This window comes from Nostoc sp. CmiVER01 (assembly GCF_034531135.2).
Lineage (GTDB): Bacteria > Cyanobacteriota > Cyanobacteriia > Cyanobacteriales > Nostocaceae > Nostoc.
Genome location: NZ_JAVRBU020000038.1, coordinates 1 through 15508 on the forward strand (window position 1 = coordinate 1; position 15508 = coordinate 15508).

At 42.1% G+C, this 15508-nt stretch carries 13 protein-coding genes; 9 read left to right on the forward strand and 4 right to left on the reverse strand.

The genetic code is table 11. From position 1 onward, the window contains the following. Window positions 1–556 precede the first annotated feature (556 nt). From RMZ43_RS35340 to RMZ43_RS35350, 3 genes are all read left to right on the forward strand, one after another. Window positions 557–2302 carry a Dyp-type peroxidase gene (locus RMZ43_RS35340; protein WP_322652323.1) on the forward strand — a complete coding sequence of 582 codons (1746 nt, stop codon included), beginning with the start codon at window positions 557–559 and terminating at the stop codon, window positions 2300–2302. A 210-nt stretch (window positions 2303–2512) separates the two neighbouring features. Beyond that, window positions 2513–3697: a class I SAM-dependent methyltransferase gene (locus RMZ43_RS35345; protein ID WP_322652322.1), complete on the forward strand. Its 1185-nt coding sequence runs from the start codon at window positions 2513–2515 to the stop codon at window positions 3695–3697. A 351-nt stretch (window positions 3698–4048) separates the two neighbouring features. Next, window positions 4049–4915 (forward strand): NAD(P)-dependent oxidoreductase, encoded by an 867-nt coding sequence (locus RMZ43_RS35350; RefSeq protein ID WP_322652321.1) that lies wholly within the window; start codon window positions 4049–4051, stop codon window positions 4913–4915. Window positions 4916–5081: 166 nt separating this feature from the next. Here RMZ43_RS35350 and RMZ43_RS35355 read toward each other — a convergent pair whose 3' ends face one another. After that, entirely contained in the window at window positions 5082–7160 is a 2079-nt protein-coding gene (locus RMZ43_RS35355; RefSeq protein ID WP_322652320.1) for a chromosome segregation ATPase, read from the reverse strand. 154 nt (window positions 7161–7314) lie between these two features. Beyond that, window positions 7315–8220, reverse strand: a complete 906-nt coding sequence (gene hslO, locus RMZ43_RS35360; protein WP_322652319.1) for an Hsp33 family molecular chaperone HslO — start codon at window positions 8218–8220, stop codon at window positions 7315–7317. Between the two features lie 140 nt (window positions 8221–8360). Between hslO and RMZ43_RS35365 the strand changes: the two genes are divergently transcribed. Continuing rightward, entirely contained in the window at window positions 8361–8747 is a 387-nt protein-coding gene (locus RMZ43_RS35365; protein ID WP_322652318.1) for a hypothetical protein, read from the forward strand. A 1042-nt stretch (window positions 8748–9789) separates the two neighbouring features. After that, on the forward strand, window positions 9790–9984 hold the full coding sequence (locus RMZ43_RS35370) for a hypothetical protein (RefSeq protein ID WP_322652317.1): 195 nt from the start codon (window positions 9790–9792) through the stop codon (window positions 9982–9984). Window positions 9985–10688: 704 nt separating this feature from the next. Here the strand turns inward: RMZ43_RS35370 and RMZ43_RS35375 are convergent. Continuing rightward, window positions 10689–11114, reverse strand: a complete 426-nt coding sequence (locus tag RMZ43_RS35375) for a universal stress protein (RefSeq protein WP_322652316.1) — start codon at window positions 11112–11114, stop codon at window positions 10689–10691. 81 nt (window positions 11115–11195) lie between these two features. Between RMZ43_RS35375 and RMZ43_RS35380 the strand changes: the two genes are divergently transcribed. Continuing rightward, on the forward strand, window positions 11196–11324 hold the full coding sequence (locus tag RMZ43_RS35380; protein ID WP_428851000.1) for a hypothetical protein: 129 nt from the start codon (window positions 11196–11198) through the stop codon (window positions 11322–11324). Window positions 11325–11647: 323 nt separating this feature from the next. Here RMZ43_RS35380 and hisD read toward each other — a convergent pair whose 3' ends face one another. Then, a complete protein-coding gene (gene hisD / locus RMZ43_RS35385; protein ID WP_322646794.1) occupies window positions 11648–12949 on the reverse strand; it encodes a histidinol dehydrogenase in 1302 nt (433 codons plus the stop codon). A gap of 725 nt (window positions 12950–13674) precedes the next feature. Between hisD and rpsT the strand changes: the two genes are divergently transcribed. The 3 genes from rpsT to RMZ43_RS35400 all read left to right on the forward strand — a co-directional run bounded on the left by rpsT (window position 13675) and on the right by RMZ43_RS35400 (window position 15494). After that, on the forward strand, window positions 13675–13971 hold the full coding sequence (gene rpsT, locus RMZ43_RS35390; protein WP_322646434.1) for a 30S ribosomal protein S20: 297 nt from the start codon (window positions 13675–13677) through the stop codon (window positions 13969–13971). An 83-nt stretch (window positions 13972–14054) separates the two neighbouring features. Further along, on the forward strand, window positions 14055–14840 hold the full coding sequence (locus tag RMZ43_RS35395) for a TatD family hydrolase (RefSeq protein WP_322646793.1): 786 nt from the start codon (window positions 14055–14057) through the stop codon (window positions 14838–14840). 468 nt (window positions 14841–15308) lie between these two features. Beyond that, the gene (locus tag RMZ43_RS35400) at window positions 15309–15494 is read left to right on the forward strand and encodes a hypothetical protein (protein ID WP_322646433.1); all 186 of its coding nucleotides are present in this window, start codon (window positions 15309–15311) and stop codon (window positions 15492–15494) included. Window positions 15495–15508 lie beyond the last annotated feature (14 nt).

Consider the following 15508-nt stretch of genomic DNA (forward strand, 5'->3'; position numbering starts at 1 on the left):
ATAGGACAGGTGCTGGATTTGACGTTATTTTCAGCTTACTACCTGTCCCTTTCCTTATCCCGAACTCAGGTTAATTATCTTTTTCGTGACAAATTATATTGAAATATGTCCCTAACACAACTTACAGGAATATTAAGAATCGCTATAGTATTTATAAATTATTTATGAAAATTTTATTGATTCTTCTCTGTGTGTTCTCTATTCCTCTGTGGTTTAATTAAAAACTAATTTTTAAAACTTAGATAGGATTGTTATATATTATTGAACTTACTATTTAAAATTAAAAAAAATTATTTAATTTTGCGTGTAACAAGCTTGGGGCAGACATACAAAACTCTTCCTATATCTCGCCTATACTAGTATTTTTCACCACATTTAAAAAATCTAAATTTATTTACATAACGCAATCTTCCTAAGCATGAAATATGGATAGAATTGCTGCATAAATCTCTTACCTAACTCCGATAACTTAACACAGGTTCCCATTAGGAATACCTGATTTGATATTTAAATTCTGGAATAGCCAATAGGCTTTACTATCAACAAGATTTTGATCATGACACAACAAATCATTCGTGAAGCACCTGCTCCTGATCCGTTAGAAGGTCAACAGACAAACGCATTCTTCCACGTCCCCGCGCCTAATGAGCCTATTCTCAATGTCAACAACATTCAAGGCAACATTTTAGGTGGGTTCAATAAAGACTACCAAGCCCTCTTGTTCCTTGAAATTGAAAATCCAAAGGCTTTCAAGCAGTGGCTTAAGTCACAGATTGACTTCATTGCCACCGCCTCAGAAGTGATTGCCTTCAACCGTCTATTTAAGTCCACTAGAAAACGACGAAACCGTGAAGGCGCTGTTAAAGTAACCTGGGTCAATATAGCTTTCTCCTTTGAGGGGCTGAAAAAACTAACCAATGATGCCGGCTCATTTAAAGATGAAGCTTTTAAAGCTGGGCTAGCAGCACGCGCTGCTGATCTCAACGACCCGGTAGACAAAGATGGCAAACCTATTGGCTGGGTTGTCGGTGGGCCAGATAATGGCAAAGTTGATGTGGTTTTTATTATTGCCAGCGACGATCGCACCGACTTGTTAGCAGAAGTTTCGCGGATCTTAGAAAGCATTGTGACATTTACAGACGAGCAAGGTAAGCCTAAGAGCAGTGGAGCTAGAATTACCTTCTTAGAAGAGGGAGCCAACTTACCTGCACCCCTGATTGGACATGAGCATTTCGGCAACCTGGATGGAATATCACAACCTGGCATTCGTGGTCGAGTCGCTGATAATCCCAAAGAACTTCTCACTCCTCGGCAGAATCCAGAGAATAAAAACCAGGGCAAACCAGGACAGGATCTTCTATGGCCAGGAGAGTTTGTTTTTGGCTATGAGGGTCAGGACAATGATGCTAAAACATTAGAACATAGCAAAGGTAAGGTTGTATCGGCAGGGCTAGACTGGGCGAATGATGGCTCTTACCTTGTATTCCGCCGATTACGTCAAGATGTGTATAAGTTCCACAAGTTCTTGAACGATATTGCAGTTGACTTAAACACCGACCCTCGAAAGGTAAGCGCAAAGCTAATTGGTCGCTGGCCTAGTGGCGCTCCCACTGTCCGCACGCCCGAAAAAGATGCCCCAAACTTGGGTAATGATGACGATGCCAATAATGATTTTGAATTCAATGGTGATGATCCACCCAAGGATAATTTCTTCAGAAACGATGTAGTCCCGCCTTCGGACGATGCAACGGGTCTGCGTTGTCCATTTATTGCCCATACCCGCAAGACTTATCCACGCAATGACAAAACACCAGGAGGTAGAGTCCCTGGTTCCGAAGAGATTGATATTGATCGCAGTGAAGTTACCACTCAAAAACGCCGCTTACTCCGTCGCGGTATTCCCTATGGCCCGGTGTCTCCTTCAACACCGAACAATCCGCTAAAAGATGATAAGTTTGTTGATCGTGGTCTCCACTTTTTGGCTTATCAGACCTCAATTGTAGAGCAGTTTGAGTTTGTAACCCAGAATTGGGTTAACAATTCAAAGTTCAGCGAGGAGGCTGCTACCGGCCATGAGTTTGAAGGTAAATTAACTCTTGGCCCCGATCCAATTATTGGTCAAAGTGATAATAACAAACCAGGTGGCGATCGCACACGCAAGTTCTTTATCCACCTTGAGGATGACCAAAATAAACCTCAAACTAAAGAACTGACCGCACCTGAAGACTGGGTGATTACTACTGGTGGCGGCTACTTCTTTGCACCGTCGATTTCTGCTTTGAAAGATGTATTGACAAAATAAGGATTTGAGGTATATGTGCTGAACCATTTTGTAGCAATCGGATGGAACTGCAAACTTCCCAAGTTTTGTCTGTCAATAAATGCTCAACGCTCATAGCACAGTGGTCTATATTATGGGGTTTGTAGACCGTTAAGGGAATTATGAATTATGAATTTTGTTTTGCATCATTCATAATTCATTTATTTTCTGTACTCCCCACTATCAAATTTTATGGATTCAAATCCAGCATTGTGTGCAGCGATCGCTAATTACATTACCACTACTCCCCAGCAGCGAATTACTTTCGCTGAATTCATGGACATGGCGTTATACCATCCTGAATACGGCTACTATTCCAGCGATGCAGTCAAAATAGGTTTTAAAGATAGTGATTTTTTCACCTCTCCTAACCTCTGTCCTGACTTTGGCGAGTTACTAGGCGAACAATTTTTCCAAATGTGGGAAATTTTAGGAAAACCTGTACCCTTTTCTCTGGTAGAAATGGGAGCAGGTCAAGGGTTGCTAGCTTTGCATATCCTTAAATATCATCAACTGCATTACCCAGATTTTTTTGCGGCGCTGGAGTACATCATTGTTGAAAAGTCCCCAACTTTAAGACAAGAACAGCAGCAACGCTTGCAAGATTTCCTGGTACGTTGGTGCAATTTAGAGGATATACCACCAAATGCGATCGCAGGCTGCTTTTTTTCTAATGAATTAGTTGATGCTTTCCCCGTCCATCAATTCATCCTAGAAACGGGCCAACTCCGAGAAATTTATGTGACAACAGATAAGAATGAGAAAGAAACCAATGCCCCATGCCCATCATTTGTAGAAGTCACAGGAGAACCTTCAACGCCCCAACTAGCTGAATATTTAGACTTAGTAGGAATCAATTTTACCCATGCATATCAAGATGGCTACCGTAGTGAAATTAATTTAGCTATTCTTGACTGGTTGAGTATAGTAGCAGACCGCTTGCAGCGCGGTTATGTGTTAACAATTGATTATGGCTACCCCGCCAGTCGTTACTATAATCCCAGGCGATCGCAAGGAACGCTACAGTGTTATTACCAGCATCGTTTCCATGACAATCCTTATATTAATATTGGGCGACAAGATATTACTGCCCATGTTAACTTTACGGCTTTGGAGCGCTGGGGTCAGAAGTACAATTTAAAGAATATTGGTTTTATCCAGCAGGGATTATTTTTGATGGCGTTGGGGTTGGGCGATCGGATTGCAGCCCTCTCTTATCAGCAGCTACCTCTCTCACAGTTACTACAACGCCGGGACTCACTACACCAACTTATAGATCCCACAGGGCTGGGCGGCTTTGGAGTCTTAATTCAGAGCAAAGGTCTGGACAATACAGAAATTTCTCAACCATTAAAAGGATTGACCCTGCCAGAGTAAACGTAAAGAAAGAAAAGTTAAAACTCTATTTAAGAATGCAGTATCAGTCTTATTTAGACTAGCATAACAGTGATTACTGTAAACCTAAACACAATACCAAAGTAATAATTATGTCCACTCATGATCTGTTAATGCTAGTAACCTTACTTACTCCAGGTATTTTACTTTCAGTGATAATTATGATGACTTTTGCGGCTGGTGGTTAATTACCAGAGACGTTAGTCACTAATCAGTGAATAGCTATCAGTATTTAAAGATAACTGTTCACTGATAACTGATATTAAAATCAAACGATGGAAACGCGATGTCTACAACAGGCTACGCCTACGCTGTACCAAAGGAACGTAAAAAATGAAGGTGGCATTTCTGGGAACTGGACTGATGGGACTACCAATGGCTCAAAGGTTATTAGCCGCAGATATACAGCTAGTTGCCTACAATCGTACCCCAGAAAAATTAGCACCACTACAAGCAGCTGGGGCTGAAATTGTTACACATCCTCGCCACGCCATTCGTGCTGCTGAGTGCATAATCCTCATGCTGACTAATGCCCCGGCCATTTATAATGTGTTGCTTTCAGACACTGCTTGGCAAACTTTGGAAGGGCGCACAATCATCCAAATGGGAACAATTACTCCTACAGAAAGCCAGGAAATTAGGGATGCAGTTGTTGGTGGTGGCGGTGAGTATTTAGAAGCACCTGTATTAGGGAGTATCCCGGAAGCAAAAGCTGGCGAGTTAAGTGTTATGGTAGGGGCCGAGCCAGAACAATATCAATACCACTTAAAGTTACTCCAAAATTTTGGGACAGAACCTTTACTTATTGGGCCAGTGGGATCTGCTGCGGCGCTCAAATTGGCACTCAATCAACTAATAGCTTCCTTGACAACTAGCTTTGCTTTGAGTCTGGCTTTTGTCCAGCGTCAGGGTGTCGATGTGGATGTGTTTATGCAAATATTGCGTGACAGTCCACTTTACGCATCTACCTTTGACAAAAAGCTACAACGGATGTTGAATGGCAATTATGCTGATCCGAATTTTCCTACAAAACACTTGCTCAAAGATACAGAATTATTTATCTCAGAAGCAAAATCTCGAAGTTTGGATCTCAGCAGTATTAAAGGTGTTCGGCAAATCTTGCAAACAGCCGTGAAAATGTCATTTGCTGATGATGATTACTCATCACTATTTTCTGTAATAAAAGAATGGGGAGAGTGATCGAGGAATAAATTTTCGTAAGGTAGCACAGCTAGCTGTGCTACCCTACTTGAAAAATATTGTAATTTGAGACACATTGAGGAAATCTCCCTACACCCCGGCATCCCTGATATGGTTTTTGAAAATGCTGAATCAAAAGGTTTTAACTGAATTGTTAATAAGGATATTACTGCCCATTAGTAGTTGATTGAGGAAATGGTAGAGATTCAGGCTGAGGCTGAGGCTGAGACTGAGGTTCTGGTTGAGGATTAAGAAAATCTTGCCAAGCCCTAATTTGCTCTTGCGCCGCACTATAAGCAGCACTACCACGTGGTATCGATTTGGCAATGTCAATGCCTCTAGCAATATCAGACTGACCTTGAGAGCGTGCTATTTCTAACAATTGCTGACTCCACAGGTCAATAGCTTGATTCGCATCCATACGCAAGATGCTATTGTTTGAAACCCGATCTGCCAGCCTCATTGCCTCAACCAATGCTTCTGGCGTGCCAGCTGCGCCCACTTCCTGCGCTTTTTTCCAGTTTTCTCTGGTGCGGATTTCTCCTTCCCAGCCATTTATCGCAGCTTGTGCTTCCCCAGAAAGCGCCCTTCCCGACGAGGCAATTTGTTGAGCTGCACTAATGGCGGCGGTAAGATTTCCACTCTGAGCCAGTTCTTGTGCTTGATCCAAATAGGGTTGGTCTTGAATTCGCTGAATCTTTGCTACCCAAGTGCGAATTTTTTTCTGTGCTTCTGGATATAATGCACGACCTCTGCGAATTTCGCTGGCCTGGGCGATCGCAGCTTGCAAGGAGTTAATATCATCAAATATTGCTATCTGTTCGGCGCGTTCTAAATAAGGTTGGTCTTCAATTGTCTCCACTTGGGCACGCCAGCGACCAATTTCTTGCCTAGCTTCTGTGGCGCGGGGATTACTTGCAGGAATCAGCTGCACTTGAGCGATCGCTGCTGTTAAATTAGGCACTGTTCCCTGGCTAGCCAATGTTCTCGCTTTTTCTAGATTGGCAACATCTTCAATTTCCAATTGCCAGCGAGCAATCAGTTGCTGTGCTTCGTTATACACTGGTCTGGAAGGATCAATTTGTTGTGCTTGGGCGATCGCAGCCTCTAAACCAGAAACATTACCTATCCAAGCACTTCTTTTCGCGTCAGCTATGGCGATAAAGTCATCTGTTTCGCCCTGTAGTTTGGCAATCTCTGGAATTTGTCTAGCAATATCTAGTGCTGCATCCGCATCTCGCTTGTCTAGTTTTTCCTGTGCCAATTCCAGCATTTTGCGTCCAAATACCGGAATTGCTTCCTGAGCTTTTTGGTAAATGTAACTTTCTTGTCCAATAGACTGAGCTATCTTGATAGCTTCTAATAAATTATCAACAACTTTGCTGTTTGCTAAACTTTCGGCTTTTCCTAACTTATCGCCATCTTCTCGTGCTGTGGCAATTAAACGATTCAATTGGTCGTATTTAGTACCCGCCCAGTATTGATTGTCTACGCGCAGCATTTTGGCGGATAACATAAATGCTGATTGCCAGTGCTGTTCCCGCACTTCGACGATCGCACCGTTGTATGTGGCTTCTGCCTTTGACCAAATTGTTTGCCATTTGTCAACTTGCTCATTAACCAATTTGTAAGCGGGTAAGTCTTCGGGTATCTTCCGAGCAGTTGCGATCGCTTCCTCTAAATTACCTGTTTGGAAACTTTCATCAGCTAGCTTCAAAATATCGCGTGACCATTCTTCGATAAAACGATCAATTTCTCCATGCAACGGGTGATTTTGCGGTAGTTGCTTCACCAGAGCGATCGCTTGTAAAAGGTCGTTTACTGTCTGTTTAGAAGCCGCCAACTGAGCGCAGTGTAGCCGCACCGAAGCACTAGCTAGCGGCCAGAAAATCGACGGGCAATTAGGGGCAGCTGGCAACTTTAGCAGCATTGCCATTGCCAAGAATCCTACACTGCCGGGAATCAACATTATTAGTACCAGCCACAATGTCCAGCTTTTCATCCAGCGTGGCCATTTCCCAAAAGTACTACTGAGTTTGGCAGTTTCTTTTGAATTACTATTTATAGGTAATCCTTTCGTATGGTTTTTTTTTCGCCGCTTCACTGACTTGGAGTTAGAACCAGTAGCTGGGGAATCAAATGGCTGAGTTTCACCGAATTGTTCTGTTCGGGATAATCTTTTGTTTTGATCTGGCTCTCTTCCACTGGCTGAAGACCAACTGTCTGGAATATCCCGCTCTGTCATCTCTCACACCAAAATAATTGAATAGCGCTCTGTTTTAGGTTGATAATTCCATTGTTGACATAGTAACTTTCTCATCATTAAAAAGCTACTTTTTTGAATATCTCTCTCCACAGAATATCATTTTCAATCTAAAAAATCAGTGCTATTTTATACGTTATCCTAAAACAGTAGATTCAGCTTGCAAATCGGCAATTAGTTGAGCCAACTGATCGCTACTTGCTTGATAAATGTTGCCGCAAAATTCGCAAGTTGCTTCAGCACCATTGTCTTTAACAATCATATCTTGCAGTTCAGCTTCTCCCAAAATCTTTAGTGCCCCCAAAACGCGATCAAAAGAACAACCACAGTGGAAGCGCAGCATTTGCCGTTCGGGAAAGATTACCAGTCCCATGTCTCCTAACAAGTCGTTAAAGATTTCCGTCAAAGTCTTTCCAGCTTGCAACAATGGCGTAAATCCTGCTAGACCAGCAACCCGTGATTCTAACGTTTCTACTAAGGCTTCGTCTCTAGCAGCTTTGGGCAATACTTGTATCAGTAATCCTCCAGCCGCAGTTACTCCACCTGCTCCCACAAACACACCTAAAACTAAAGCCGAAGGTGTTTGTTCAGAATTTACCAGATAATGAGCCACATCATCGCCAATTTCTCCAGAAACTAGTTCAACAGTACTGGAGTATGGATAACCGTAACCAATATCCCGGACAACGTAGAGGTAGCCACCACCCACAGCACCACCAACATCTAGCTTTCCTTTGGCATTGGGAGGCAATTCCACCGATGGATTCCCTACATATCCGCGTACCGTACCATCTAAGCCTGCATCTACCAATATGCCACCCAAAGGCCCATCGCCCTTCACCCGGACATTGACCCTTGACCCAGCTCGCTTCATACTAGAAGCCATCAACAAGCCTGCTGCCATAGTCCGACCCAGTGCTGCCGTTGCCACATAGGAAAGCTTGTGGCGTCCCCGTGCTTCTTCTGTTAAACGTGTGGTGATCACACCTACCGCACGAATTCCACCTTCGGCTGCTGTTGCACGAATTAACTGATCCGCCATGAATAACCTTACATTTCTTAACAAGTTCACTTTTTCTATTCTAAGTTCTCTGCTGCTAGAAAAGTGACGCTGCAATAATCAGTGATTGTATTTGCAATATTAGAAGTAGCTATGTCTCATCTTTAGGTAATCCTATAAAAATGCTGGGTAATTTTCAACAAAGCCAACTGCGGATCGAAATCGAAGCGTCAAAAGATGCAATTCGTGACAGTCTGCTGCATCCGGTGCAACTAGAAAAATGGCTCTTAGGGCAACGCTTTGCCCCAGGAATGCCAGAAGAACTGCTTCCCGGATTCCAGTTTACAACCTGGACTGGGCCAGTTGCGATTCATCATCAAGTAGATGTTGTCAAATCCAACTGTCTCCGCTTGGTACTTAGCGGAGGCATTGACGGGTTCCACGAATGGTATTGGGGAGAAGGTTGGGTACAGTCCCGCTTGGAAGGAGTTTCACTTTTGCCCTTGAATTTGGGTCAAACTTTGAGTTTGTTGAGCTTGCGTCAGTTTCTGGCAACTCAAGAACGTTGATTTGAGTAAAGGGATTGGGGATTGAGGATTGAGTATTAGTTATTCTTTGCGTCCTTAGTCCCCAGTTTATGAATCAGAAGTAATACCTTGAAAGCTTGTCCTGTTTCCTTAATTTACAGAATAGCGATCGCCCCCCTATTTCCCATCTGCTGATATTGGTTCATAGATGCGATCGCCTGTCTCTTTGTATTGAATCCGCTGGATATTGCCGTCTTCTTAAATGAGCTTTTTTGTAAGACTCCTATAATTTGGCGTTTTCACTCTGGAGGGTGAAAGCGATCGCTTTGCTTTTATTACAGATAAGTGCCTTGACCGTATATTCTTAAGTATGTAAATACCAAGCTTATATATAGCTAGCGATATAACAATTAGCGCATTTTAGTACTATCATCAAATCTTTATGATTTTATCTAGAATTTTATCTTTTCTTTATTTAATTTCAACAAATTTGTGTTGGTAGAATAAAGCTTTTTTCAACCTAATCAGTAATTAAGCAAAATTATGAGTTTCTCTATTAGAATCAATTATATATCTTAAGGTTAGTGGTGTATAAAAATATTCTGATATAGCTATTTTTATATAAAAATGCTTGTTCAAAAACCACAATTACAGTTTGAAGTTTTATAAAGCTATTTAAGCACGAATTGTATAAAAAAGCTGTTTGGTTCGCTTAATTATATCTTTAAATCTGGGCATTAGGGTTGATTTAGCAGTATTAATACTTAATCAGCTTAATTTATATATTTTTTGGCAAAATTAAGTTTTTATATAGTCATACTTATATCAATATATATTGACGACTACGATTTTTTAATAAATTCTAATTTATTTGTAATCAACTTTGTATCAATCCCTACCATAGAATATCTTTGTTAAAGATGTGTAATACACATTTCTTAAACAATTAGTTGCTTGACCTCTTTAGCAAGAACCATATAATACTTTTAACGGCACAAAGAGCTACCAAATATACAACTTTGTACATTTGGTACTTTCAACGTGACGCAAATTTAATTCCAACAATCAAGTGAGAATTAAGATCATGGAAAACACATTATTTACCGAATTAAGCATCAAGGAAGAATCAAACCTCTCTGGTGGTGGTCGTCGTGGTGGTAGCTTCTTCAGCAATAATAACGTCGCCATCGGCAATACTGCTGTTTCTATTCCCATAAGTGTTGGGAATTTATTTAGTAAACAAATTTCAGTTGCAAACGCAGGAAACATTTACGACTGATCGTAATACCGAAGGATATAAAACTCCTTGTCATAGGCAAACATTATGAAGTTTAGTACAAAGGAAAGAATAAACGTCAAGACACGATTAAACGTGCCTTGAAGGAATAAAGCGTTGCCTTTTAAATAATTTATCCTGTTGACGCAGGTTAAATTACTTTTACAGCTTTCTAAATTGCTAATCGACATACTACAAGCAATTTAGCCGTTTACACTTTGTCGTGCTTATCTTAACATACGTTTATTACTACCCCACTACTTTTCTTCAACAAAGTTAACAAATTCCGAATGACTGTTGTTTCATAGTCACAGTCAATCGCTTTCTTTAGAGCTTTTTTCGGAAAATACTGCTTACCTTTAAGTAGTCAACTAGGGAATAGGCACTACTATATGCAGGGACAAAACCCTGCTATTTTTTTGGTTTTTTCACAATCTTATTTGATATTAGACGTGTCAAATTAAATACCAAGTTGTTACACAACATAGTGAAGAAGATTGTGGAAAAAATTATTTTTAATTGTCAAATTAATAAATCTCGAATTGCGTTTCTATCTCGCCTCGGAATTCAATTCACGGCGGGATGTAGGTGAGTGTGACAGTTTCACTATCACAAAAAAAATGTAGGTAGAGGATTTTTCGACTTGTGTGTACACCTTAGCCACTAACAAGGGGGTGGTTATAGCCATTGCTTCCTCTGACAAATTTTTACCTTGGTTTGACGACTAACACTGAACAATTGGCTTCTTCTACAACTTGACTGCTAACAGAACCCTGGACAATTCGCTTCATCCCCATCAATCCCCGGCTGCCAATTATAATCAAGTCAGTTTTGTAAATATTGGCAAGGCGAATAATCTCTTCAGCAGGATCGCCAGTTACCAGTTCTAACTCACTGGTGACTGATAACTTTTCCTGATAGGCTTGCAGTTGTTTTTCAATCTGAAAATAAGAAAATGTTGGTGACTCTAGCTGAGGGCGATCGGCGGGTAGTTCCATTTCTGACTCTGGCGTAGGAAACACATGACAAAAAATAACCTTGGAATCTTTTGAGAACGCCAAATTATTTAAAGTCTCAATTACTCGTTCTGAAATTTCCGAACCGTCCAGAGCTACCAAAACACTATTTAGCACCGCTCTCGCCTCCTAATGAGTAGACCCCTTACATAAGTATCTAGCAAAATTCGTCGGCAACGACACTAAACCAATTTTTATTTGCCAATTATTATATTTAAGGCTGTGCTGTATGCCAGTTTCATGGTGGTGCATTATAGTAACTGGTCTAGAGACGGTTTTCGTCTCCCAGAAACTACTGTCGGCAATGCCCGACTTGTGAATGTTTAAAGGTTAGCTGAAGATCGGGATAGCAAATGGCGCGCGTTAGCGTAGCTTACCGCAGTTAAATCAGTGAACTGTTCACTGTTGGCTTCCTTACCCGCCTTGAACTAAAGTTCAAGACTAATAGCTAAAGTCTACTGAAGTAGACTAAAGATTTTTGAGTATATCTTTAGTCATCTTTCAGATGACTTTTGCTATCAGCAAGGAACTTCAGTTCCTTGCAGGACATGACTTTTACGTTAAGTTGACATCTGTGACAACTTTGCTACCTTACGATGGAATGTTTTTTAACTAGAAGTCACTTATAAGAAAAAATGAACCATTCCAAATCACTCTTCTTGCTGAATTCGGCGGCGGACTGAATCAGCATGAGAAGGTAAACCCTCTGCTGTCGCTAGCACATCAATGGCACTAGCCACATTTTGCAGCGCAGTTTGGGAGTATTGAATAATACTAGAGTGTTTGAGGAAAGTTTCCACCCCCAATGCCGAAGCATAACGGGCAGCACCAGAAGTTGGCAAGGTGTGGTTAGGGCCTGCCAAATAGTCGCCTACAGCTTCTGGTGTGGAGTAACCCAAAAAGATTGCCCCAGCGTGGCGAATCTGTGGTAACAGTGCCCAAGGGTCTTTGATTTCTAATTCCAGGTGTTCCGGGGCAAATTCATTTGAGAGTTCTGCTGCTGCTTCGAGCGATTCTACAAGGACAATCAAGCCGTAGTGAGCGATCGCTTTTTCTGTGTCTATTCGCCGTGGGTGATCTACTAGCTGTCTTTCCAAGGCTAATTGCACATTTTTTGCCAAAGCCGCATCTGTCGTCAGCAAAATTGCTGCCGCCATCGGATCGTGTTCGGCTTGGGCTAACAAGTCAGCAGCTACATGCACCGGATTTGCGGTTTCATCGGCAATCACCAGCACTTCGCTAGGGCCTGCCAAAGAATCAATGCCAACGGTGCCATAGACAAGTTTTTTCGCTAGAGTGACATAAATGTTTCCAGGGCCAGTAATCACATCCACTTTCGGAATTGTTTCTGTGCCGTATGCTAAAGCAGCGATCGCTTGTGCGCCCCCAATGCGATAAATTTCTTGCACTCCTGCTTCTTGGGCAGCTACCAAGACTGCTGGGTTAATTACACCCCCTGGGCCTGGTGGTGTCACCATCACGATGTGAGGTACAGCAGCAACATGAGCCGGAATTGCATTCATCAGCACTGTACTGGGATAGGCGGCACGGCCACCAGGTACATACAACCCCGCCCGATCTACGGGAGTGTAGCGTTTGCCCAGCACTACTTCATCGTCACCAAAGTGTACCCAGCTTTTTGGGACTCGCTGACGATGAAACGCTTCAATTTGGCGGCAAGCTAGCCGAACTGCGCCCAACAACTCTTTTGACACCTGCTGATAGGCTGCATCTAGTTCCGAACCTGTGACTCGGAGTTCTTCTGCTTTCAGGGTTTGTTTGTCAAATTCGGCTGTGTAATGCAATACAGCTTTGTCGCCTTGGCGCTTCACTGCTTGCAAAACTTCCCGCACCGTTGCTTCTTTGTGAAGCACCTGTTCGTCATGGGTGCGATCGCAGATCCGTTGTAGTTCTGCTCTAACGTCTGCCTGCTGAGTAATGATTCGCAGCATGGAGTAAGGACAATGCCAAAATATAATATTCACACCTGAGATTTAGTATTGCTCTTGACCCACTGGGGTGTGCAAGCTGACTCTAATTCTCTTCTCTAGCTTAACCTGGATTTTTTTGATACTCTCAAGTCTGCCAGCATCTAGTTTGCTTGATCAGGCCACTTAATTGCTCAGTCCGACTAGCCTTGGTAGGTTAGCGCCAATAAACAAGTGTGCCATTTCTTGCTACTCTTACGCCCTTACCCTTACTCCTTGCGGGGTGTAGGTAGTGTATTTACACATCCAATCCCCCAGATTTACAGAGGGTAGGGTCTGAGTGTAATTTTTCTTTTCCTAACTTTTAGTAGTTAAAAACTGTACAGAGACGATAATATAGTATCGATTCTATACTTTATAAACCCCTGAAATTTAGCTATTTACAGTTCCTTGCCTTTGACAATACACCTGTTTTCGGGACAGATTGATTATATTGGCAATCACATTGCTTAATCAGGTAAGAAGTTAGGGTAACTATTTTACATGTACTTTATTTTAACGCATTTCCTTAATTGACGACATACCAAATTAAGGACTGGGGATTTGGGAGCGAAAACTATGGACTATCTTCTACTACTGAATGTCCAATGATAGATTTTTTTTAGGAAATTATAACATTGGCAATTTGAGTGCTATATTAGTAAGTCTAGTAGTGTGTGTACATATTAATAGTATTTTTGGAATTGACTGTGGCGAATACAAAGTCTGCTCTCAAGCGTGCCCAAATCGCAGAACGTAACCGACTGCGTAACAAAGCTTACAAATCAGCAGTCAAGACGCTGATGAAGAAATACATTAATGCTGTAGCTGTCTATACAGCTAATCCTACCCCAGAATTAAAACAAGAAGCAGAGGCTCGCTTATCCGAGGCTTACGCCAAAATAGATAAAGCGACCAAGCGGGGTGTCCTTCATCCAAATAATGGGGCAAGGAAAAAGTCAAGATTGGCTCACAGACTAAAACCTCTGACGCAAACAGCCCAGTAGCCATTGGTCATTTGTCCTTAGTCATTAGTCATTGGTAACAAAACAAACGACAAATGACGAAGGACAACAAGAAAGGACAAAAGATGCAACTGATAGACACGCACGTTCATCTCAACTTTGATAGTTTTCAGCCGGATTTAGCAACAGTGCGATCGCGGTGGCAAGAAGCAGGAGTAGTACGTTTAGTACATTCTTGTGTTCACCCAGAAGAGTTTTCCAGAATTCAATCCATAGCGCACGAGTTTCCCGAAATTAGCTTTGCCGTGGGATTACATCCTTTAGATGCTGATAAATGGGATCACGAAACAGCCGAGAAAATCAAAACTTTAGCGAGTTCTGACTCTCATGTGGTAGCAATTGGGGAAATGGGGCTGGATTTTTATAAAGCTGATAACTATGAGCATCAGCTGATGGTGTTTGAGTCACAGTTAGCGATCGCATCTGAACTCAACTTACCAGTAATTATCCACTGCCGCGACGCTGCGGTAGCCACCAGAGAAGTGTTGCAAAAATGGCGCGAACTCAAAGGAGAAAGAGTACGGGGCGTCATGCATTGCTGGGGAGGAACGCCAGAAGAAACTCAATGGTTTCTCGATTTGGGGTTCTACATCAGCTTTAGCGGGACGGTAACGTTCAAAAACGCCAAAGCGATCCAATCCTCGGCGGCGATGGTAAGTAGCGATCGCCTACTGATTGAAACAGACTGCCCATTTCTCGCCCCAGTTCCGAAACGAGGCGAGAGGCGTAACGAGCCAGCCTACGTGCAATATGTAGCCGAGCAAGTAGCTAAACTGCGTCAGGAAACGGTAGAGGCGATCGCCCATCAAACCACCCAGAATGCCTGTGAATTATTTGGTCTGTCAATATAAAGCGTGCAATAATTCTCTTTTATTCCGTTGTGCTAAAAAAAATAAAACTCTAGAGAGGGAAAATATGGTAATATTATTCCCTCAAAAACATTTTGCTTGCGCCATAATGATAAAGGAAGGAACCTAAAATTTCTGAGCCTAATTTTCTGTCCTGTTATCGGCTTGGCCATCCTCCAAATCTCTACAAGCGGATGCTCTCCACACATGACTAACTGTGCCAACTCAAGTTGAGCTAGATTGCACAACATCGGCTTGGCGTGTATCGAACCTATTCAAAATCGTTAAACAAAATTGCCTTGTGAGTACAATCCAGCAAAATGAAGTGATTCTAATTCAAAGCCGAAAGGTGCGGATCATTCCCTCAGTCTTAGGATATCTAGGATATCACTGAGAGTATAAATAGCCGGGTGGATTAAGACACACCGTCTAGAGCTGCGTCAGCAAATTAACGCGCTTTTTGGAGGGGAAATGAAGAAAGTAGATAAAACTCAGGAATATCAGGAATATCTCAACTGTATATTCTTCTTCAATCAAGACTATAGTGGGTTTTTGGCGTCTAAATCCCTGATTTTAGGCGATTACCCCCTTGTGCAAATTGCTTATTTCAGCTTTCATCGCTGCGTTTGCCCACACCTGCTATTTACAGGTGTGTAAGAAGCTCCCAAACA